The organism is Exiguobacterium sp. s157 (genome assembly GCF_018618205.1).
In the GTDB taxonomy this organism is placed as follows: domain Bacteria; phylum Bacillota; class Bacilli; order Exiguobacteriales; family Exiguobacteriaceae; genus Exiguobacterium; species Exiguobacterium chiriqhucha.
Genome location: NZ_JACSLQ010000001.1, coordinates 697,532 through 719,040, shown reverse-complemented (window position 1 = coordinate 719,040; position 21,509 = coordinate 697,532). Strand labels below are relative to the sequence as shown.

Genomic DNA, 21,509 nt, shown 5'->3' with positions numbered 1-21,509 from the left:
CGCAAAAACACCTCCGATGCTAGCACTTTTTTAAAGTGTACCACTGCGAAGGTGTTTTTATATTGTCTCAAAAATTTAGGTTAGCCCACAACCCGAAGCGGGTGCACACGTTTTTTCATGAGAGCCCCTGTCTTCGTTTCTGCCACGCCACCAGCAAGATGCTGATGATGACGAGCAGGAACCACGACGACAGCTTGCCGAGGTCAACGAGCGCCCAACCGCTCAACTGGTTCGGATATGCCCAACCGTTGTAGAACGTGACGATATTTTCCGCGAACCAGATGAAGCAGGCAATCAAAAAGAAGGCGACGACGACGGGCATCGTGAAACGGCGGTCGTCGAGCCGGTACGTGACGATGGTACGGCCGAAGACGAGAAAGACGAGCCCGATCAACACCCAGCGCAAATCGAGCCAGATGTGGTGCCAAAAGAAGTTGAAGTAGATGGCGATCCCAAGGCCGAACGCGATGAGCGGCGGTGGCATCTTGAGAAACTCCAAATCGAGCCGGCGCCACGATTGGACGACGTAGCTGCCGACGCTCGCATACATGAAGCCTGCATAGAGCGGCACGCCGAACACTTTTGTCAGCGCCTCGTCCGGATAGCTCCACGACCCCATCTGGACTTTGAACAGCTCGAGGCCGAGCCCGATGACATGGAACCAGCTGATGACTTTCACTTCTTCCATCGTCTCGAGCCCGGTCTTGACGAGCACGACTTGGACGAACAGACACCAGATGAGTAGCACGTCATAGCGTGGGAGCGGAAAGTCGAACCATTTCGTCAGCGCGAGCGCACCGAAGATGGCGACCGGGAAGATACAGCTGAGTGCTTGTTCGTAACCAAAGATGAACAAATAACGGAGACGTCGCATCCTCTCACCTACAATTCGATGTATTCGTATAAGAACGACGACTCGCCGTCAAAGAAGCGCGGGTCATATAGACCGAGTCGCTCGTCATCCTCGACGACGACCACGAACGGGGACCACTGTTTGAGCGTGATTGCTTCTTTGTTCTCGGCGAAGAGCGGTGCAAGATCTGCATCGTCGGCACTCGTCAACTCATACTGGAGTTGTGGTTCTTGATAGACCGAGTCGCTGTAAATCGACACCGACTCGTCGGTCTTCGTGATGACGGTGAACTGGGTCGGGATGAACGAGGCCGACAGCGCCACCTCGTCGTGATCGGCGGCATACGACTGATACAAGTATGCCCCTTGCGCACTTTGAATCAGGACGTGAACGACGATCGCTGCCCAGGCGTAGCGATACACCGTGTGCCTGACGTCCGTTCGACGTGCGATCAGCCAGGCAACGAGGAAGATGCCCCAATAGACGAAGTCAACGATCGGGATGACGCCGAACGTGATCCGGACAGCCGATAACGGTTCGAAGTAACCCGTTCCCCAGGCGTTGAATAAGTCCGCCGTGTTATGGATGAACACCGACAAGAGCGCCCACCAGAAATAACGGATATCGGTCACCTTGAACAAGACGCGTACAAGTAGGTAAATGAGTAGCGCGAACAACGGGACGAGAAAAATCGAATGGGTGATGCCGCGGTGCCACATCTGATACATCCCTTCCGTGTCCCATAGTCGCGAGATGACGTCACTGTCCGGGATTTGACTCCCGACGAGCGTCGTGACGAATAAGGCCCGTTTTTCTTGTTTCTGAAAGTCTCGCTTATCGGCCGCCCCGTAGAGCGTCAGACCGAACAGCGTATGGGTAATCGTATCCAACGGTCTCCTCCTTTTGGACGGAAAAGACATCCCCCTCATGACGAGGAGGATGTCCGTCCTAGCTTATTTTTCTCGGTCCATTTTCATGGCGCGTCTTGCGACGACGGCGACAAAAATGACAGCGACAATCGGAATGATTAAAGGCATCCAATTCAACATCCGCCTGTCCCCTTTCTACAAGTGTCGCAAGCAGTATATCATACCTTCATTTCAATCGTTTCAGTGAATGCTCGCCTTCGCATATCGTCCGGCCATCGCCTCGATCGTATCGCGCATATGGTCGCGGAGCGTCACCGGTTCAAGCACTTCGACTTGCGTCCCGAGCGACAAGAGCCAGAAGACGAAGCCGTCCGAGACGGCTGCGTCAAAACGGATCAGGAAGCGGTCACCGTCTTGCGTAATCGAGACGTCTTCGCCGAGCTTGTCGAAGATGACCGGGAGGACCCGCTCGTCGACGGCGAGGACGATTTCTTCGTCGAGCCCGTTGTACATATTGAATGACTTTTGGAAGTAGTCGTCCGGCAGATGATGCTTCATGCGCGGCGTGTCATCCTCGACGATTTCCGAGTTGACGATACGGTCGACGCGATAGTTTCGGATCTCCCCGATCGACTCATCGATACCGATCAAATAGTACTGCTCATGGTTCCAGTGCAGGTCAATCGGATTGACGACGTAACGTTCGCCGTCACGGCGGAGCGGGAACGTCCGCTTCGTGGCATCAAAGCCGACGACGTCCGTATATTGGAACGAGATCGCCTTTTGTTCCTGAATCGCACGCTGGATGCGGTCGATATGGTACGGGATCTGTCCATGTTTCTTCTTCGGTGTTTTAATAATCGACTGGAGCGTCTCCGCTTCCGGGATGCTCGTCAGTTTTTGAAGTTTCTCGACGATCCGCTCTGTCACGTCTTCCGAGATGAACTTCGCCGCGACGATGGCATCGACCATCATCCGGAGCTCATGGATTTCAAACAAGCGGGCCGAATGCCAATATTTTTTGGCGAGGCCGTTCTTCTCGAGCTCATCCTGCACCTCGAACCCCGAATCGGTCAATGCTTGGATGTCGTCTTTCACTGATTTTTTTGCTAACTTAGAAGTATCTCCGATAGTAGATAAATATTCGAGCAAGTCTTCTAACGTCTTCGGATGGTTGTCATCTGTATGGCGTTCGAAAAACCGTCTCACCTCGAGTAACCGTTCTCGGTTGTTCACGGTTTAATCCCCTTTCATTTCTCTATGTAAAATATGTATAAACAGACAGTAGCATGTTATTTCCATGAAATAAAGTTATTTTCCATTACAATGCGTTTAAGGAGGCCATTCCGCTTTGAAACATTACGCGCACGTCAACGGCACAAAAATCGAATATATGGACCGAGGTCACGGTCCGATCATCATCCTGATTCATGGGACCCAGTCGTCAAGCTTCGAACCGTACCATGTGGACCGGCTCGTCGTGTCCGGTTTCCGGGTCATTGTCCCATCCCGTCCCGGTTACGGTGAGACTCCGTACTCATTTTCAGCCTCACCACAAGCATTCGCCGCCAATTTACGTCGCATGATGGAAGTCATGGCCATCGATCAGTATCACGTGTACGGCATCTCGGCCGGGGGACCGACCGCCATCGAGCTCGCGTCGCAAAATGAGCATGCACTCAGTCTGACGCTCGCAGCCGCGGTGACGAGTGTCGTCGACTTTCCGTATCGGCACTACATCAGCCGTAACGTCGCCCAACCGGCGTTCATCGCGCTACAGTTCGCCATGAGACAGTTCGTGCTCCGGGCGATTCAAAAACAACCGTTCGAAGCGACAGCCCGCATGATTCAATCGACGAGCCTGCTCGCACTCGATGTCATTCGTGACGAAGTGACCCCGTACGATATCTTCCTATTAAAACGGGTCGCGAACCAAATGGCGTTCGGTCTCGGTGCCCAGTTCGACTTGCGGCAACAAGTGACCGATGAAGCGCTGCTCGGGGTGACGTGTCCGACGTATATCGTCCACTCCAAAAATGACAAGGCCGTCCCGGTCCGCCACGCGCATCATGCGAAGCGACTCATCCCGCATGCCCAGCTCACCATCTTGAACAGCCCGGGTCATCTGATTTGGATCGGTCGTCAAGCGCGGAAGAGCGAGCAACAGATTGAACGCTTTATCCGCTTCAACTCGTAAGACGCCATTCCGGGCGTCTTTTTTAGTCGCCCGCTTCGAGCAGGTTGATCAATTCCTCCGTCACGTCCGCCGGGAGGCGGTACCCGATGTTCGTATCGTCCGCGTCGTACAGGCTACTGATGGATTTCGGATCATCGTTCAGCCAGATGTAATAGCGGTCCATCTCCCCGTCCTCGAAGTGGATTTCAATATCGTATTCAGGGCCGACCACATTGGCGACACCGGGAAGTTCGTCCGCCTCACGCAGCATGTCTTCGAATACTCGTATCGCTTCCGGTTCGTCGAACGTGACGACATCGCGCTCTTGGAAACTGCTGAATCCGTCCGATTCCGAGACGCGGACTTCTTCAATCCCATCCGTCCGAAAATCGTTCGAGCCGCAGCCAGTCAAAGTAAGGGCTAATATTATATAACCAAGAACTGACATATGACGTTGTTTCATGAATAGACTCCCTTTGTTTGTGTATGGTTGATATACGCGATGAAAGCTAGTAAAGTTCCCATCACATGTCTATCGATCACTCATCCACCCCGAGCACTTGAATCAACTGATTCGTCATGTCTGCCGACACGCGGTAGATGAGGTGCGGATGGGTCACGTCCATCAAATAGCTCGGGTGCTGCTTCTGACCGAGCCAAAGATGATACTGCGCCATCACTCCGCCTTTCCAATGAAGTTCCAGGTCAAAGTCCGGTTCCCCGTGAATGGAATCTTCGAGCGCTTCATCTGCATTGCGCAACATGTCCGCGAACGGTCTCACTTTTTCGATTCCGTTGAACATGATGAAATCCGTCTCCTTGAACGAACCGATCCCTGATGACTCAGCGACTCGCGCTTGAGTCATTTCTTCGTTGTTCAATTCATTCCAGTCCGGTTCCATCAACGCTTTGATTATCGCCGAAGCCCCTGTCAACATGGCTCGATTTAATTTCATGTCCTCCACCCCATTCACGTTGATAGTCATCTTTTACGAAAATCTTGACGAAAGGTTTCACAATTTTTGACATCATATCATTCATGCCTGTTTCCGCGTTCGCTCCAAGAAAATCGGCAACAGGTTCAAGATAATAGAGATGCTGGTGAGCACCCATAATGCCCGTCCCATGCCGGGGATGACATCCGCCAATGCACCCCAATCCTCCGCTTCGACCCAGACCGACAAATAACTGTAATCTGCACACACCGTCAACGCGGTCAGCGATAACGCAAGCGCCATCGGCAGTTTATAATCTTTCCCGACGCTAAACGTATACAAATTGACCAGTGTCGCGCCAATCGCGAGCAATCCTAAAATCATCCACATGTCTAAACCGTCCCCTATCTAATATGTAAGTTATTACCTATTCTCAGAGTAACACAAACCACTTCATTTATAGACAAACAAAAAAAACCGAGCCGAAGCTCAGCTTTTCCTTATTGATACGTCCAACCGGTCAGGCTCGCAGTCGCGCCTTCGTAGCGCAACTGTTTCTCGAGCTCGCTCGGGAAGACACGGAGTGTCGCGACCGCCTCTCCGTCATTGACAAAGCATTCGACACTTGACGAGTCGACGAACAAATGAAGCGACGTCACGGCAATCGCTTTCGTCCGTGTCGTGCCATACTCGGTCGCGAACGGCTCGCCGGCATGCGTCCGGTCGATCGTCAATTCGCCTGCCGCTGCGGCGTATCGGATGACGAGTGACTCGTCGCCGACTTGAAGCAAGTCGAGGCTGAAGTCTAAGCCGTCCGTTTTCAGCTCCAGCTCGTAACGGTCCGGTGTCGCGACGCTGACCGACGTGCCAGTCGCGTCGAGAAATGTGTCTCGGCGAAGCGTTGTCATCTCCGCCACCGGACGCTGCTTAAGCATCCCGTCCTCAATTGTGAGCACTCGCGGTAGCGTCAAGGCGTGTGCCCAGCCGAAGCGGTCCGTCGGATACTCGATCTCAGGCAAGCCCATCCATCCGACGAGGACGCGACGTCCGTCTTGTTCGGTCGTCTGCGGCGCATAGAAATCGAAACCGAAGTCGAGTTCCTCGAACGCGCCGTGGGTGAACGTCAACGTTTTAAGGTCGAGCTTGCCGATCAAGAATCCGGACTGATAGATGTTGTGATAGCGATGCCCGTCCGGTTCAATCCCTTGCGGCGAGAAGACGAGGACATGCTGTCCGTTCAGTTCGAACACGTCGGGACATTCCCACATGTAGCCGAACGAATCGAGTCCCGTCTTAATCTCACCGAGAAACGTCCACTCATCCAAGTCGATCGAGCGGTACAACACGACGCATCCTGTCTCGTCCGTGCGTTGTGCGCCGACGACGGCGTAATAGATGCCGTCCTCGAGCCATACTTTCGGGTCACGGAAGTGTTCCGTGTACCCGGCCGGCACGTCCGGGATCGCGACGTTCCGACGTTCGATTTTGCCGTCTCGTAATACACCGATGACCTGCGAGGCGTGACGCGTCCAGTCATCCGTCCGGTGATTGCCCGTGTACATGACGTGGAGTTCCCCGTCTTTCACGAACCCGCTACCTGAATAGGCACCGTGTGAATCTTCGGTCGTCTCCGGGACTAACGCCACCCCGCGGTCCGTCCACGTGACGAGGTCGGGCGATGTGACATGATACCAATGCTTGAGACCGTGTACCGGTCCAAGCGGGAACCACTGATAAAACATGTGATATTCGCCGTTATAAAACGTGAATCCGTTCGGGTCGTTCAGGAGTCCCGTCGGCGGTTGGATATGGTATCCGAACCGCCACGGGGAAGCCGCCGTCTTTGTGCGGAGCGTCTCCATCTCGAGGGCACTCACGTCACGTAACGAGCGATAACGCTCTGCCTTCGTCCAACTCATAACATCACTTCCTTTTTCTTAAGCTGCTTCTTTTACTGCTTCTTTTTTCGCTTGGCGTTTTGCGAGCACGAACGTCAATCCGAAGGCGACCGCGAAGGCAATGGCCATCCCGATGATATACGAGACGATTGACGCTGGTGCAATCGAGATAATCCCTGGAAGACCTGCCGCACCGAGGGCGACGGCGAGGACTTCACGTCCGACGATGAACGCCGAGGCAATTCCTGAGCCGATGATGGCAGCGATGAACGGATAGCGTAGTTTCAAGTTGACCCCGAACATGGCCGGCTCCGTGATTCCGAGGAGTGCCGAGATACCAGATGCCGAAGCGACACCTTTCATCTTTTGATCACGTGTCAAGAAGAAGACGGCGAGTGTGGCCGCACCTTGCGCGACGTTCGACATCGCTGCGATCGGGAAGATGAACGACCCGCCTGTGCGGGCGATATCCGCGAGAAGTTGTGTCTCGATGGCGATAAAGCTGTGGTGCATCCCTGTGATGACGATTGGTGCGTACAAGAGACCCATGACGAGACCGCCGAAGAAGCCGAGTGAGTCGTACGTCCAAACGAGACCGTCGATAATCAAGTTACCCGCTTCACGCGTGATCGGTCCGACGAAAGCGAACGTGACGAACGCTGTGATGAGGAGCGAGAGGAGCGGTGTGAGCAAGATATCGAGTGAAGCTGGCATGAATTTACGGATATTGATTTCAAGTTTCGACAAGATATAAGCGGATACGAGGACCGGTAACACTTGTCCTTGGTAACCGAGCTTCTCGATTTCAAAGCCGAGAATATTCCAAACCGGGATATCGCCAACCGTTGCTTGCGCGTAGGCGTTGACGAGATCCGGGTGAACCATGATCATCCCGAGCGCGGCGCCAAGGTACGGGTTACCCCCAAACCGCTTGGCGGCGGAGAAACCTATCAGGACAGGTAAGAAGACGAAGGCGGCGTTGGCGAACGTGTTGATCATCGCGGCGAGGTCGGCGATGCCAGGGTACTGGTCAATCAATGAGCTGCCTTCGAAGAACAAATCAGGTGCCGTGAGCAAGTTATTAATCCCCATCAAGAGACCACCGGCGACGATGGCCGGGATGATCGGGACGAAAATATCAGACAACATCTTAACGAACTGTTGGAGTGGGTTGCCTTTCTTCGCACCGGCCGACTTGACGTCGCTTGTCGACATATCGCCGAGTCCTGTCAGTTGAGCGAATTCGGCGTATACCTTGTTGACCGTACCTGTACCGATGATGATTTGATATTGTCCACCCGTCGAGAACGTCCCTTTGACGACGTCTAAGGCGTCCAACTTCTTCTCATCGACTTTCGATTCGTCGTTCAAGACGAGGCGGAGCCGGGTCGCACAGTGGGCCGCGGCGGCAACGTTGTCTTTCCCGCCGATTGCCTCTAAAATCGCTTCTGCTTCTTGTCTGTAGTTCATGCTGGTTTCCCTCCTAGCGCTTCAAGCACGCGTTGTTGTGTTGGTATGGCTGGAATCGCGCCGTATGCCGTGCATGTCAATGCACCGGTCACGTTCGCATATTCAATGTCCTGCAAGAGTCGGTCATCATCCATCCCGAGTGTCGACAACCGATACAGATACGCTCCGACGAAGGCGTCGCCCGCTCCCGTTGAATCGATGCTGTCGATTTTTACTGATGCAATCACTTCATTACCTTCTTTTGTCGCAATCAGCGTCCCGCGTGAGCCGAGCGTGATAGCAATTCGTTTTGCTCCCGTTTCAAGCAGTGACGCGACCGCTTGATTCAAATCTTCAAGTCCGGTCAACAAGCGCGCCTCTTCTTCGCTCAACTTGACGAAGTCCGCTTCGGCGATAAAGTGAAGCGAATCTTGTTTGAACGCCTCGAGGTCGGTCACAAGCGCGTCACGGTAGTTCGGATCGAACGAGACGAACAGGCCGTCACGTTTGGCGAACTGAAGAAGTTTGAAGTAGGAGTTCTTTATCTCACCATCGAGGAGCGCCGTCGCCGACCCGAAATGGACGATGTCTCCAGGCTTGAATGCCGATAAGTCAATCGACTCGAACGCGTAGTCACCGTCGCTACCGCGGCGGAACGTAAAGTCCCGTTCTCCGTCTTCTTGAATCGAGACGAACGCGAACGTCGTGTCACCTTCCTCCACCAAGTTTTCGACACCGACGCCATTGTCGACGAGCGTCTGTTTTAAAAATCGGCCGAACGGGTCAGCCCCAACTTGACCGAGGAAACTCGAGCTTCCCCCGTGTTTGCTGACGACGGCCGCGACGTTTGCCGGTGCGCCCCCTGCTTTCTTCACGAATGTCGTCCCGTTGACGAGGTCGCTCGACGCGTCCTCACAAACCCAATCAATCAATAGTTCACCAATGCAATGTACGGTGTTCATCCGTCCACCTCCATGTCCAAATGTGTTGCTTCGTAGCTTCTATCGAACCGGTTCCATAAGCGAATAAAAAATGTTGCGGAACCGGTTCCGCAACACAAATGTAAACGATTTAATTTAAAATGTCAACGCTTTCGCGCAGTTTTAATTCAAAAGTTGTGAACGTTTTCATCGGGATGGTTTCGCCTGTTAACAATTGGAGAATCATGTCAGCCGCGTGAGAACCTGTCCGACGGTATGGGAGGTGGACCGTCGTGATCGACGGATGCAGCACTTCGGTGAAATCATAGCCTCCAAATCCACTCACCGAGATGTCGCCTGGAACCGTTTTGCCGGCGTTGGCAAGTCCCTTCAACACGCCGAGTGCGATGTTGTCGGTCGCACAGACGACGAGTGACGCCGACAGCTCATGCCCTACCTGAGCCCCAATCGGAATCGCGTCATCGATTTTAAATGACGTCGTGTACGTCTTCACATCCGCCCCTGCCTCGTTGAAGGCGCGTAAGAAACCATCACGTCTCGTTTGACCGACGGCGATGTCGTACTCCTCGACGCCCACATAGATGATGTCGCGATGTCCCCAATCCATGAACTGCTTTCCGAGGGCGTACGCCGCGTCAAAGTCGGGATAAACGAGGCTATGAACGTGTCCATGTTCCTGACCGATCAATAAGACGGGGATTTGAATGTCTTGTATTGCCTGCAAGTGTCGCTCCGTCACGGTCGTCCCGAGCCAGATGATACCGGCCACTTTTTGTTTCGCCAAGTTATACAACTGCTCGATTTCCCGTTCGGTCTGTTGGGCCGTGTTGACGACGAGCATTTGATACCCGCGTTCGGTCAGTCGTTCATCGATGCCCATCATGGTCCGCGAAGCGGCATAGGAATCGAGCCGCGGCACGATGACACCAATCATTTTTGTCTGTTTCGACTTCAAGCTTTGCGCGAACTGGTTCGGCTCATAGTTCGTCTCTTGGATGACGCGCTCAATCTTGTCGCGGGTCGCCTGTCCGACCGAGCCCCCGTTCAAGTAACGGGAAACGGTGCTTTTCGCGACCCCGGCCAATTTGGCGATGTCATTGATTGTCACTTGTTTCATCTCAAAAACCTCCATACGAAAAAACTGACGCGTCAGACGCTGTCAGTTCAGTGGTTGATTACATATCGTTTTTTAAAGTTTAAATAGTAAAGGCCGTTCCGTTTCTCGAAGCCGTTCTTCTCGAGGACATGGCGTACCGCTTCCTGATGCGGACTCGTCGGCGGGATGCCCGCGCGGACCGTATGCCCTTCTTTCAAATCGGACTGCTCGAGCGCGAGGCGAAGCCCTTCAGTCGCATAACCCTTGTCTTTGAATGGGTCGAACACCATCAAATCAAGCTGATAGACGCGAGCCAGTTTCAAGAGCAACACTTTTCCGACGACTTGACCATCGACACGGAGGTCGTAATAGAAGTCCTCCCCATAGCTATGGGCGTCGGCTGAGTACACCTGCTCTTCGCCCATCTCGACAAAGATGCCTTTTAACTCTTCGGCTGACATGCCGTAAGAACTTTGACCGTATTTTTTAAAATGCTCATATTCGATCTCATCAATCTGACGAATAGGTTGACGCACGATTTCCATCCCGTGCCCTCCTTAACAGTTATCTCATTGTCTTTCCACACTCATTATATACGAACGGCGCCGTGAAGCGCAAAAGATAACCGAAATCAGACCGGTTCGATGTGAATGTGGACTGTATCGACGGCATGGTGTTCGTCGAGTTCGCGCTCGATGTCATCACATAAATCGTGCGCCTCCTCGACGGTGAGGCTTCCTTCGACGGCAATCGTCACATCGAGCATGACGTGATTGCCGAGGTGGCGTCCTTTGATTTCACGGACTTCCTTGACGGCATCAAAGTGTTGGATTGTCTCTTCATACGAATCGACAAGGTCCGGTGGGAACCCGTCCGAGAGCTGATGGGTCGCGTCGAGAAAGATTTGAATCGCCGTCCGGATAATCATCCCCGCGATGAGGACGGCGAGCACCGTATCCATCCACGGCAATTTAAAGTAGGCAAACAGGACGCCGAGCGTCGCCCCGATTGAAATCATGGCGTCGGCGAGATTGTCTTTCGCTGCCGCCTTCAAGGCGAGTGACCGGGTCTGCTTGGCCAATCTCGAATTGTACGCATATACGCCGAACATGACGAGCGCACTCACGAACGCGACGACGGCCGCGAGCGGGTTCGGTTCCACGTATTCGCCCCCAATCAGAGTGGCGATACTGTTCAATAGAACGAACACCCCAACGGCGACCATGATCAGTGATGCGACGAGTGCGGCGAGGGTCTCCATCTTGGCGTGCCCGTATTTATGTTCCGCGTCCCGGGGCAGTGCGGCGATGCGAATGCCGATATAAACGGCGATTGAAGCGATGATATCGGTCGTGTTATTGAATCCGTCGGCGAGGACGGCTTCCGAATTATACAAATAACCGAATACGACTTTTAGGACAGATAAGACCAAATACGTCGTGATGGATAAAATGGCGCCTTTGAGCGCTTTTGGTGGATGAGTTGTCGACTGCATCCGACCACCTCCTTATTAGCTAAGTCAGTATACCAGTCGAATGTCGTGTGGGCATAGAGAAACAGTGTTTCCCTCAGTCAAATAAAATGGAATATATTCCCGGTAGTTTCGTCTTTCGATAATTATGGTAAAGTAAATGAGAAGATACCTAACGGTTACCCAACAAAAGAGGTGAAACGAATGTTTACAGAACGTGATGGAATCAAGCTTCGTTTGGAACAAATTGACAGATTACTCGCCGATTTGAACCGAGAAGCAAAACAATTGATGGCTCGTCTACGAGAACTCGACGCAAGCGGTGAAAACCCGCATGAAGTGACGCTCAAACCGGAAGATCGTGATACGCTCAAATCGTCAATCGATGAGACGCTCGAAGCGCTTCAAAGCCGCTCGAAACGCCCGATCAACCCGAATGATGAGAAGAAGAAAGAACTCGCCTCGCATAAGGCGCTCATCGATGAACTGTCGGATTTACTCAGCAAGAAAAAATGAGACGCCTCCGCGTCTCATTTTTTCAGTAAGGAGATGCTATGACCTATATCGTTACGACTTGTTTACGCCCGACCGAGGCAATCATCGAACGGGCCGAGGCTCACGCAGCAAAGTACGGCGCCCGTTTTATCCCCCGGTGCAAACACTCCATCGACACGTTAAAGCAACGCCACCAGACAGGCGTCCTCGTCTTCGATAAGCGCCGTGTCGAATATACCCCACTCGACGGAGATGAATCGTTCTTTTTCCATCCATCGAGCTCGGTGTTCCGCGTGAAGCAGCTTGCACGTGGTGGGAACGACCCGCTCGTCGATGCTGCCGCAATCAAACCAGGTGACCGCGTCCTCGACTGCACACTCGGGCTCGGCTCGGACAGCATCGTCCTCAGTCATGCCGTCGGTCCGACCGGTCGCGCCGTCGGTCTCGAGAGTGAGTTCGTCACCGCGATGCTCGTCAAAGAAGGCTTGACCGTCTGGGAAGAGAAACACGACGCGGTCAATCAGGCGATGCGTCGACTCGAGGTCGTCTGGACGGATGCTCTCACCTATTTGAAGTCATGCCCGGACGATTCGTTCGACGTCGTCTACTTCGATCCGATGTTCGAAAAGACGATTTCAGAATCGGTTCACTTGAACCCATTACGTTCACTCGCCAACACGAATCCACTGTCTCTTGAACTCATGACGGAGGCCCGTCGTGTCGCGGCTAGACGGATTGTCCTAAAGGCTCATTTTGAGAGTGAGACGTTCGAAACGTTTGGTTTTACACGGATTGTTCGCAAAACATCCAAATTTCATTACGGCATCATCGATGTAGAGACTTGACCCCTTAGGTCTTTAGGACCAATCGGGACGAAAGTCTCTTTTTTTAATTCTTATTTTCTGAATATTGACATTAATCTGACACAAGTTTAATGTTGGATTCAAGCTCACACAATTTCCCATTATTTTCACAGGAGGTTAGTACAAATGAAAAAACGTTCCATCCGTCGCACGACGCTCGCCGTCGCGCTGACATCGGTCATGAGCGTCAGTGCGATCCCGGCCGTCGGTGCCGCTCCACTCGCCGCCTCACCGCTACCAACCCCGAGCACGAATGCTCCATTCGATCACAACATCATCGATGAGGATCGGCTCGCCAAAGCGCTCGAGAAACGAGGCGTCATCAAAAAAGGGCTTTCGGCCACCGAGCGCCAAAAGGCCGTCGATGCCTATATCGAGAAGAAGCAAGGCAATGCGCAAGACGTCCATAAGCACGGCTTGAACGATAAAGCCGCTGAAGCAAAAGAGAAGATACATAACCAATTCGAGAAAGAATCGAAACGTCTCCTCGACAAAGCGAAAAAAGGACAAGCGAACTATCGGAAAGGCAAGCCGAACGGCCAAGTCAAAGTCGACCCGGCCAAGCAAGCTGGCTATAACGGCGCCGTCCGTGAAGACAAAGTACTCGTCCTTCTCGTCGAGTATAGCGACTTCAAACATAACAACGTCGTCCAAGAAGAAGGTTATCTTTATAGCGACAACTTCAGTAAAGAACACTACGAGCAGTATATGTTCGGCGACGAGTCGTTCGAACTGTTCAACGGTGAAAAAGTCCAAACGTTCAAACAGTATTATGAAGAGCAGTCGGGCGGCAGCTACACGGTCGACGGCACGGTTTCTGACTGGTTGACTGTCCCGGGTACGGCGAAAGACTACGGTGGTGATAATCCGGCTGGCGGGAATGACAACATCGGACCAGGTCCGCGTCAACTCGTTAAAGACACGTTGAACGCGGCAGTCGCTTCAGGCATGGACCTCGCCGAATATGATGAATACGATTTATATGACCTCGACGGTGACGGCGACTTCAACGAGCCGGACGGCTTGGTCGACCACTTGATGATCATCCATGCCGGTACCGGCCAAGAGGCGGGTGGCGGTGTCCTCGGTGATGACGCAGTCTGGTCACACCGTTGGGTCGTCGGGAACAGTCCTTACCGTGTAGCTGGAACGACAGCAGACGTCCCGTACTGGGGCGGTCAAATGGCGGCATTCGATTACACGATTCAACCGGAAGACGGCGCAGTCGGCGTCTTCGCTCACGAATATGGTCACGACCTCGGTCTTCCAGATGAATACGACACACAGTACACAGGTCAAGGCGAACCAGTCCAATCATGGTCGATCATGAGTGGCGGCAGCTGGGCTGGTAAAGTGGCAGGTACGGAGCCGACGAGCTTCTCGCCACAAAACAAAGAGTACTTCCAAAAATTGATGGGCGGCAACTGGGCGAACATCACGGAAGTTGATCTTGAAGACATCACACAACAAGGTTTCGTCTCGAAACTCGATCAATCCGTGACGAAATCGACGAACCCTGGATTGTTGAAAGTAAACCTTCCAGACAAGAAAGTAAAAGGCATAGAGCCAGCATTCGGCGAGTATTACTACTACTCGACAAAAGGCGATAACTTGCATACCGAACTCGCAACACCGACGGTCAAACTCGGCGCGGACGGTACGCTCGCTTTCGACACACGTTTCGATATCGAATTTGACTACGACTACTTGTACGTTAAAGCACTCAGCGGCGGCAAAGAAGTCGTCCTTGATGTCTACGGCGATGACAACACTGGAAACGGTGCGGAATCGACGAACGGTGCTTGGGTGAACAAATCGTACGACTTGTCTCAATTCGCGGGTCAAGACGTGCAAATCGTCTTCGAATACGTGACAGACGGTGGACTTGCCCTTGAAGGATTCGCACTCGACAACTTGTCGATTACGTCAGGCGGTCAATCGCTTCTCGCAGACGATGCGGAAGGCGCAGAGAAAGTCACACTCGACGGTTTCGTCAAGTCGGACGGCTATGACACGAAACCTCACTACTACTACCTGGAATGGCGCAACCATGAAGGTGCAGACACAGGTCTCTTGAACGGCCGTGGCGTCAAGTACAACACAGGTCTCGTCGTCTGGTATGCGGATGATTCGTTCTCAGACAACTGGGTCGGGATTCACCCGGGTGAAGGTTTCCTCGGTGTCGTCGACTCGCATCCTGAGGCCCTTATCGGCAACTTGAACGGTCAAGAAACAGTCGCTGGCAGCACGCGCTACCAGATCGCAGATGCGGCGTTCAGCTTAGATAAGACGCTCCCATGGTACATCGATTCACCGAGCCGTGGCATCTATGACTACAAAGCTCAACCAGGCGTGAAACAGTTCAACGACGCCAACACGTACATCAACTCGCTCATCCCAGATGCGGGCCGTAAACTTCCACAATACGGACTCGTCGTCGACGTCGTCGGCGAAGCGAAAGACAACTCGGCTGGAGCTGTTTGGGTCCGGACGAAGTAAGCTTGATTCAACGCACCCCCGCCCTTCTCACCATGAGGAGGACGGGGGTCTTATTATTCTAAAAAAGCTTGAAATTTCATGACAGACTGTGTAACATACTAGATGTAACCGCCTCTGTAGGTTAGTGGCAGACCTCAGCAATGGTAATGCTGCAGCACGAGTTCGATTCTCGTCGGAGGCATCAAATGAAGCGACCTTTCCTTATCAGGACAGGTCGCTTTTTCTTTTGGTCATGGAAACTGTCTTGACACGGTTTCCGTTCCTCTATAAACTTGTAAAGTTGACAGAATGAATGATTTGGAAGGAGTACGATCCCCATGCACAATGAATGGTTATGGATTCCTTCTGCCTTGCTCACGCTCGGTCTGCTCGTCCTCAGCTACAAGCTGTTCGGACGCGTCGGACTGTTCGCCTGGATTGCGATGGCCTCGGTCGTCGCCAACATCCAAGTGACGCAGCAGATTGTAATCGGTGGTTTCATCTTTACTCTCGGGAATATCGTCTACGGTTCCCTTTATTTAGCGACAGACATCTTGAATGAAAAATACGGTCGTCACACCGCCCGTAAAGGCGTCTGGCTCGGCTTCTTCATCTTGATCGTCTCGACCGTGCTCATGCAATTCGCATTGCTCTATGAGCCGTTTGAAGAGGCGTTGTTCATGCATGAGAGCTTCGAAGCGCTGTTCTCGATGCTTCCGCTCATCACGCTCGGTAGTCTCGCCGCGTACCTCGTCTCGCAGCTGTTCGACGTCTTCATCTATTCGAAGATTCGCGCCAAGACGGGTGAGAAAAAACTGTGGCTTCGGACGACCGGTTCGACCGTCGTCTCTCAGTTCATCGATACGCTCACTTTCTGTACGATCGCCTTCTGGGGCATGGAATGGGATATCTGGTGGAACATCTTCATCACGACATATGTCGCCAAGTTCATCATCGCTTGGATGGCGACGCCGTTCATGTATTATGCGAAACGGACCGTCCCACAGGACGACGAAAAAGAAGAAGCAGCCTAAGCAAAACCGCGAGCCCATCGGCTCGCGGTTTTTACTTTCCTTTGATATGGAGCCGCACCGCATAAGGGCGTGCATCTTCAAGCGACGATTTCTCCCGACAAACGGTGAGTGCCACGTACGCGTCGATGGCGAGCGCCTCGATGGCCTCGTCCGTCGCCTCGACCTCTAGTATGGTGTAGGGCGGCAGTTGCTCGATTTTGACCCACTGCCCGTGTAGATTTTTCGCGTAGATGATTGGTTCGTCGATCGAATAGCGTCGGAGTAAGTCCTTGACATTCATACGATCCCTCCTTCACCAACTCTGTCTTTCTATTATAGAAAGCGTTTGCAATTCTGTAAACCGCGCTTCCTAAATTTTGGTGGCTCCCCCCTTCACGAATCGCCACAAATAGCCGATAATCTAGGTAGAGAAATGAGGTGAACCGATGCGCTATCGACGACAAGAAACGTTTCGCTATATTTTACCGAATCCCCGCTTCATCCCATATCGCCTCATTTGGGAAGACAAAGAACTGCATGACGGGGAAGCACAACTGCTCAATATCAGTGCCCACGGTCTGAAGATGCGGTGCGACTACTTATTCCCACTTTCAGAAGGGCTGAAAGTCCAAGTCAAACTCGACCTCGTCCCGTTGATTCAACCGATCGATCTGACAGGTCACGTCCGCCACCGCGGACAAATGGGAAGCCAATATGATTACGGGATCCGACTCGAATCAGACTCAGACGAGACCCAGCAACTCGTGACGATGATTAAAGCGTATGCTCGTGAAAACCAATGAGAACGTGTCGATTGACACTTCTCATTTTTTGTTCGCTTGATTCCGGGGTATACTAATGGAAACAGAGACAGACTCGAGGTGTAGGGCATGACTAGAAAGTTTTTACTCATTCCGTGGGCCGCCGCGATCGCGATCGCGCTCCTCGGCCCGAATGAACCGTTCTCGAGCCGGTTTTTGCTCGATTTCATCACGTATAACACGGACGCCTATGAAGGATATTCGCTTTCCCTTTTCAGCATCCTAGGCGTCTATCCGCTCGCCTTGTTCCCGCTTCTTTGGTCCGAGGTGAACCAGTTGCGCCCGAACCCGCTCTTACCGGCAGCGACCGGTTTCGTCGTCGGCGGCTTCATCATCGCCCCGTACTTGGCGTTCGCGCGGCAGTCGCCTTATCCGACACCGATTAAGCCGCTCCCGACGCGACTGCTCGGGGTGCTGCTCTTGCTCGTCACGATCGGCTTGTTCATCGCCGCCTCAACGACCGGGAACGTGGCCGAGTATTGGTCTTACGTCGAACAGAACCAGTTCGTCCGGACGATGACGGTCGATTTCTTCTTGCTCGCCTTCATCCAAATCACGTTGATGAATCGGGATGCCAAGCGCTACAAGATGAGTTTGTGGCCTCTGCCTTATATCCCCTTGTTCGGTTTGTTGTTCTGGCTAATCATTCGCCATAAACAACCGTTCAACGAGGCACCACCGAACCGCCACAAATTAAAATGAGACGAGCCCCTTTCACATTCAACACGGAAGGGGCATCTCTATGGAAACCGGGATGACGGTTCCCAAATCAGGCCAGCTCCTTTATACTGAGAATTCAGCTTACAGACGAAAGAAGGTACACCAATGAGATTTTTTAAAGTGATGACGCATACGAACGACAGAGGCGAAGACATCATCTTGAGCGAATACTTCAAAATTAACGACAAACAAGTCGATCAGTTTTTGAAGGACACGCTCGAGCTTGATATGTACGACCAGAAAGTGACACTGAAAGAGTGTCAAATCGCCAAAGACCGTTGGGAATGCCCGGTCGGCGATTTCATCGTCGTCGAGTATTTCAATGAGAAAGAATTCGACAAGATGACCGAGTATCGCAGCCCGGCACCGAAGAAATAACAGCAAAAAGGGATTTCCGACATTGATCGGAAATCCCTTTTTGTATGAATCGCCGATCAAGCATCGGCGTCCTTAGTTTGAGTCGTCATTGTCCTGTTCCGGGTCTGGATCTGGATGTTGGGTCGGTGCCGGTTTAGTGGCCGGATCTGACTCTTCATCCGGGACTGGATCTGGGTGTACCCCAGGTTGTGATTCATCACGTTTCATTGAGCATCCCTCCTCTGCATAATGCATTAATTCCACATTCCGTCTTCACTAAAACATTAGTGTATGTCTTTGTTACCGATGACACGACGTGAGATGGCTTTCTCGATTTCGACGATGACAAAGACGATGAGACCGAACGCGACCGGATAAATCCAGTCTTGCAGCTCGAGCGGTGCCGTACCGAACAACGTATGCATGAACGGGACGTAGGTGATGAACAACTGGAGCCCGATCAGTAGTGCCGAGACGACAAAGGCGATTTTATTGTCGAAGAAGTGACGGTTGAACGCTGGCGCGAGCTCGGTCCGACAGTTGAACAAGTGGAACAGTTGCGCCATGACGATCGTATTGAGCGTGATCGTCTGCAACTTATCGGTCGAGTAATCGAAATCACCGAGCATATAGTTGATAATTAAACTACCGCCCCCGATTAAAATCGAGACGAACGTGATGCGGAAGACGTAGTAGCGACTTAACAACGGTACGTTCGCAGGGCGCGGCGGCCGTTTCATCGTGCTTTCTTCGAGCGGCTCGAACGCAATGGCGAGTGAGAGCGTGATGGCGACGACCATGTTGACCCAGAGGATTTGAACCGGGCTGAGTGGTGCCGCTGCGCCAAGCAAGATACTCATGGCGACGAGAAGTGCTTGTCCACCGTTTGTCGGGAGCAAGAACAAAATCGTCTTCTTCAAGTTATCGTAGACACGGCGTCCTTCACGGACGGCGTTGTAAATCGTCTTGAAGTTGTCATCGACGAGGACCATCTGCGAGGCCTCTTTCGCGACTTCCGTTCCTTTAATCCCCATCGCGACCCCGATGTCGGCCCGTTTCAAGGCCGGTGCGTCATTGACGCCGTCTCCGGTCATCGACGTGATTAAGCCGTTCTGTTGCAACCCTTTGACGAGACGAAGTTTATCGTTCGGGCTCGTCCGGGCGAAGACGTCATTGTGAACCGACGCCTCTTTGATTTCTTCGTCGGACATGTTCGTCAATTCTTTCCCTTCGAGGGCACCTTCGACTTCCATGCCGAGTTCTCGCGCGATGGCGACGGCCGTGTCTTTATGGTCGCCGGTGATCATCTTGATACGGATCCCAGCGTCACGACAAGCCGCGACCGCTTCGATTGCTTCTTGACGTGGCGGATCGACGATACCGTATAGGCCGAGGAACGTGATGCCGTTCTCGACGTCTTCGTGGTCGACCGTCTCTTTCGAGACGTCGACGCGCTTGAAGCCGCCGCCGAGCACGCGTTGTCCGCGGTCGGCAATCTCTTTTCGTTTCTCATCCCAATAGGCGCGGTCAAATTCCGTGTCTTCCGCCATATCGAACAGGCGGTCCGGCGCCCCTTTGATGAAAATCATGCGCTCGCCCTTATAATCGACGAGCGTCGCCATATATTTGTACTCCGAATCGAATGGAATCTTCGAGATGACGTCCAAACGTTCGATCGGCCGCTCCGCCTTTTCGGCGAGCGTGAGCAAGCATGCTTCCGTCGGGTCACCATTGACGACCCATTCGCCGCCTTCTTCGTACAACTGAGCGTCATTACACGTTTTCCCGACCGTTAACAAATCGATCATCGACTCGTCATCATCCAAATCGAACGGTTGACCGTTCAATTCCAAATCACCGTCCGGCTCATAACCGCTCCCTGACACTTCGATGTCGTGTTTGGCCGTGACGACTTGTTTGACGGTCATCTCGTTTTTCGTCAATGTCCCGGTCTTATCGGTACAGATGACCGATACGGCGCCGAGCGTCTCGACCGATGGTAGGCTGCGGACGATGGCTTTTTTCTCAGCCATGTTCCGGACACCGAGCGCGAGGATGATCGAGATAACGGCCGGTAACCCTTCTGGAATCGCGGCGACGGCGAGACCGATTGTCGTCAACATCAACTCAATCGGGTCGAAATCGCGGACGAAGTAACCGAACGCGTAAATGACGACCGAGATGACGAGGATGGCAATCGATACCGTCTGACCAAACTTCGTCGTCTGGCGAATGAGCGGCGTCTTCACCGTCTCGACTTCAGCAATCGAGGCGTTGATTTGGCCGAGCTCCGTGCCTTCTCCGATGGACGTGACGATTGCTTTCGCACTTCCTGTCGCCACGCTCGTACCCGAATAAATCATGTTCTTGCGATCACCGAGGACGGCGTCTTCCGGGACGACTTGAATTTTCTTTTCGACCGTCGTCGCTTCGCCCGTCAATGCCGATTCCTCGACTTTGAACTTCTCCGCTTGGATGACACGGGCGTCAGCCGGGACCTTGTCCCCGGCGGCAAGGACCAAGATGTCCCCGACGACGAGGTCGCTCGAGTCGACTTGGCTCTGCTTGCCGTCACGGATGACGCTCGCTTTCGTCTCGAGTAACTTTTTGATGCCTTCTAACGCTTGCTCGGCCTTGTTCTCTTGGAGGTAACCGACGACCGCGATAATCGTCACGACGAGCACGATGACGATCGTATCGATGTACTCCCCTAAAAAGCCGGTGACGACAGCGGCACCAAGCAAGACAAAGACAAGAATATCATTGAATTGACGCAAAAATTTTATAATTTCAGGTGTCTTCTCTTTCTCGGGCAGCACGTTTTTCCCGTACTGTTCCTGTCGACTTGACACTTCCCTTTTCGACAGACCGCTGGATGTGTCTGTCTCGAGCGAACTCTTTACCACATCCGGTTCGAGTGCGTGCCAATTTTTTGTCTCCATCTGCATCTCTACTCCTCCTTGATCATTCCTAGTATGAAAAGTCGTTCCCCTTTCTCTTCCCACTCCGGACCGTACTGACACATCTGAGCTTGTTTTTTCGTAAATTTTACAGCCGATTCCGTTCACAATTTT

The 21,509-nt window shown here is 52.8% G+C and carries 23 protein-coding genes and 1 tRNA gene; 9 read left to right on the top strand and 15 right to left on the bottom strand.

The window, feature by feature from the left end:
- Positions 1-115 precede the first annotated feature (115 nt).
- The 3 genes from KNP67_RS03715 to KNP67_RS03705 all read right to left on the bottom strand — a co-directional run bounded on the left by KNP67_RS03715 (position 116) and on the right by KNP67_RS03705 (position 2,958).
- Positions 116-874: a DUF817 domain-containing protein gene (locus KNP67_RS03715; RefSeq protein ID WP_214755934.1), complete on the bottom strand. Its 759-nt coding sequence runs from the start codon at positions 872-874 to the stop codon at positions 116-118.
- 8 nt (positions 875-882) lie between these two features.
- Complete coding sequence (locus KNP67_RS03710) at positions 883-1,743, bottom strand: metal-dependent hydrolase (protein WP_214755933.1); 861 nt, start codon at positions 1,741-1,743, stop codon at positions 883-885.
- 219 nt (positions 1,744-1,962) lie between these two features.
- Positions 1,963-2,958: a helix-turn-helix transcriptional regulator gene (locus KNP67_RS03705; protein WP_214755932.1), complete on the bottom strand. Its 996-nt coding sequence runs from the start codon at positions 2,956-2,958 to the stop codon at positions 1,963-1,965.
- Positions 2,959-3,073: 115 nt separating this feature from the next.
- Between KNP67_RS03705 and KNP67_RS03700 the strand changes: the two genes are divergently transcribed.
- A complete protein-coding gene (locus KNP67_RS03700) occupies positions 3,074-3,919 on the top strand; it encodes an alpha/beta fold hydrolase (RefSeq protein ID WP_214755931.1) in 846 nt (281 codons plus the stop codon).
- A 22-nt stretch (positions 3,920-3,941) separates the two neighbouring features.
- Here the strand turns inward: KNP67_RS03700 and KNP67_RS03695 are convergent, their stop codons facing one another.
- The 9 genes from KNP67_RS03695 to KNP67_RS03655 all read right to left on the bottom strand — a co-directional run bounded on the left by KNP67_RS03695 (position 3,942) and on the right by KNP67_RS03655 (position 11,712).
- Positions 3,942-4,361, bottom strand: coding sequence for a YhfM domain-containing protein (locus tag KNP67_RS03695; protein ID WP_214755930.1), 420 nt, complete (start codon positions 4,359-4,361; stop codon positions 3,942-3,944).
- A gap of 76 nt (positions 4,362-4,437) precedes the next feature.
- Positions 4,438-4,854, bottom strand: coding sequence for a YhfM domain-containing protein (locus tag KNP67_RS03690; protein ID WP_214755929.1), 417 nt, complete (start codon positions 4,852-4,854; stop codon positions 4,438-4,440).
- A gap of 81 nt (positions 4,855-4,935) precedes the next feature.
- Positions 4,936-5,223 (bottom strand): hypothetical protein, encoded by a 288-nt coding sequence (locus KNP67_RS03685; protein ID WP_214755928.1) that lies wholly within the window; start codon positions 5,221-5,223, stop codon positions 4,936-4,938.
- Between the two features lie 110 nt (positions 5,224-5,333).
- The gene (locus KNP67_RS03680; protein WP_214755927.1) at positions 5,334-6,752 is read right to left on the bottom strand and encodes a sucrose-6-phosphate hydrolase; all 1,419 of its coding nucleotides are present in this window, start codon (positions 6,750-6,752) and stop codon (positions 5,334-5,336) included.
- 18 nt (positions 6,753-6,770) lie between these two features.
- Positions 6,771-8,201: a sucrose-specific PTS transporter subunit IIBC gene (locus KNP67_RS03675; protein WP_021067362.1), complete on the bottom strand. Its 1,431-nt coding sequence runs from the start codon at positions 8,199-8,201 to the stop codon at positions 6,771-6,773.
- Positions 8,198-9,142, bottom strand: coding sequence for a carbohydrate kinase family protein (locus KNP67_RS03670; RefSeq protein ID WP_214755926.1), 945 nt, complete (start codon positions 9,140-9,142; stop codon positions 8,198-8,200). Before KNP67_RS03670 ends, KNP67_RS03675 begins: the two co-directional genes overlap by 4 nt.
- Before the next feature lie 109 nt (positions 9,143-9,251).
- Positions 9,252-10,238: a LacI family DNA-binding transcriptional regulator gene (locus KNP67_RS03665; protein WP_214755925.1), complete on the bottom strand. Its 987-nt coding sequence runs from the start codon at positions 10,236-10,238 to the stop codon at positions 9,252-9,254.
- A gap of 47 nt (positions 10,239-10,285) precedes the next feature.
- The gene (locus KNP67_RS03660; RefSeq protein WP_021067359.1) at positions 10,286-10,762 is read right to left on the bottom strand and encodes a GNAT family N-acetyltransferase; all 477 of its coding nucleotides are present in this window, start codon (positions 10,760-10,762) and stop codon (positions 10,286-10,288) included.
- Positions 10,763-10,848: 86 nt separating this feature from the next.
- Entirely contained in the window at positions 10,849-11,712 is an 864-nt protein-coding gene (locus tag KNP67_RS03655) for a cation diffusion facilitator family transporter (RefSeq protein ID WP_021067358.1), read from the bottom strand.
- A gap of 180 nt (positions 11,713-11,892) precedes the next feature.
- Here KNP67_RS03655 and KNP67_RS03650 point away from each other — a divergent pair, with 180 nt between their 5' ends.
- From KNP67_RS03650 to KNP67_RS03630, 5 genes are all read left to right on the top strand, one after another.
- A complete protein-coding gene (locus tag KNP67_RS03650; protein WP_021067357.1) occupies positions 11,893-12,204 on the top strand; it encodes a hypothetical protein in 312 nt (103 codons plus the stop codon).
- Between the two features lie 38 nt (positions 12,205-12,242).
- Positions 12,243-13,028: a class I SAM-dependent methyltransferase gene (locus KNP67_RS03645; protein ID WP_214755924.1), complete on the top strand. Its 786-nt coding sequence runs from the start codon at positions 12,243-12,245 to the stop codon at positions 13,026-13,028.
- 144 nt (positions 13,029-13,172) lie between these two features.
- Complete coding sequence (locus tag KNP67_RS03640) at positions 13,173-15,545, top strand: immune inhibitor A domain-containing protein (RefSeq protein WP_021067355.1); 2,373 nt, start codon at positions 13,173-13,175, stop codon at positions 15,543-15,545.
- A gap of 110 nt (positions 15,546-15,655) precedes the next feature.
- Positions 15,656-15,726: transfer RNA gene (locus tag KNP67_RS03635), tRNA-Thr, on the top strand.
- Between the two features lie 136 nt (positions 15,727-15,862).
- Positions 15,863-16,558 (top strand): queuosine precursor transporter, encoded by a 696-nt coding sequence (locus KNP67_RS03630; protein WP_021067354.1) that lies wholly within the window; start codon positions 15,863-15,865, stop codon positions 16,556-16,558.
- A gap of 31 nt (positions 16,559-16,589) precedes the next feature.
- Here KNP67_RS03630 and KNP67_RS03625 read toward each other — a convergent pair whose 3' ends face one another.
- Positions 16,590-16,838 (bottom strand): hypothetical protein, encoded by a 249-nt coding sequence (locus tag KNP67_RS03625; protein ID WP_029595550.1) that lies wholly within the window; start codon positions 16,836-16,838, stop codon positions 16,590-16,592.
- A gap of 145 nt (positions 16,839-16,983) precedes the next feature.
- Here KNP67_RS03625 and KNP67_RS03620 point away from each other — a divergent pair, with 145 nt between their 5' ends.
- From KNP67_RS03620 to KNP67_RS03610, 3 genes are all read left to right on the top strand, one after another.
- Positions 16,984-17,340 carry a PilZ domain-containing protein gene (locus KNP67_RS03620; protein ID WP_214755923.1) on the top strand — a complete coding sequence of 119 codons (357 nt, stop codon included), beginning with the start codon at positions 16,984-16,986 and terminating at the stop codon, positions 17,338-17,340.
- 87 nt (positions 17,341-17,427) lie between these two features.
- Positions 17,428-18,060 carry a hypothetical protein gene (locus KNP67_RS03615; protein WP_029595552.1) on the top strand — a complete coding sequence of 211 codons (633 nt, stop codon included), beginning with the start codon at positions 17,428-17,430 and terminating at the stop codon, positions 18,058-18,060.
- Positions 18,061-18,183: 123 nt separating this feature from the next.
- Positions 18,184-18,456 carry a hypothetical protein gene (locus KNP67_RS03610; RefSeq protein ID WP_251130768.1) on the top strand — a complete coding sequence of 91 codons (273 nt, stop codon included), beginning with the start codon at positions 18,184-18,186 and terminating at the stop codon, positions 18,454-18,456.
- 72 nt (positions 18,457-18,528) lie between these two features.
- Here KNP67_RS03610 and KNP67_RS15465 read toward each other — a convergent pair whose 3' ends face one another.
- Entirely contained in the window at positions 18,529-18,663 is a 135-nt protein-coding gene (locus KNP67_RS15465) for a hypothetical protein (RefSeq protein ID WP_021067349.1), read from the bottom strand.
- A gap of 56 nt (positions 18,664-18,719) precedes the next feature.
- On the bottom strand, positions 18,720-21,383 hold the full coding sequence (locus tag KNP67_RS03605) for a cation-transporting P-type ATPase (RefSeq protein WP_214755922.1): 2,664 nt from the start codon (positions 21,381-21,383) through the stop codon (positions 18,720-18,722).
- Positions 21,384-21,509 lie beyond the last annotated feature (126 nt).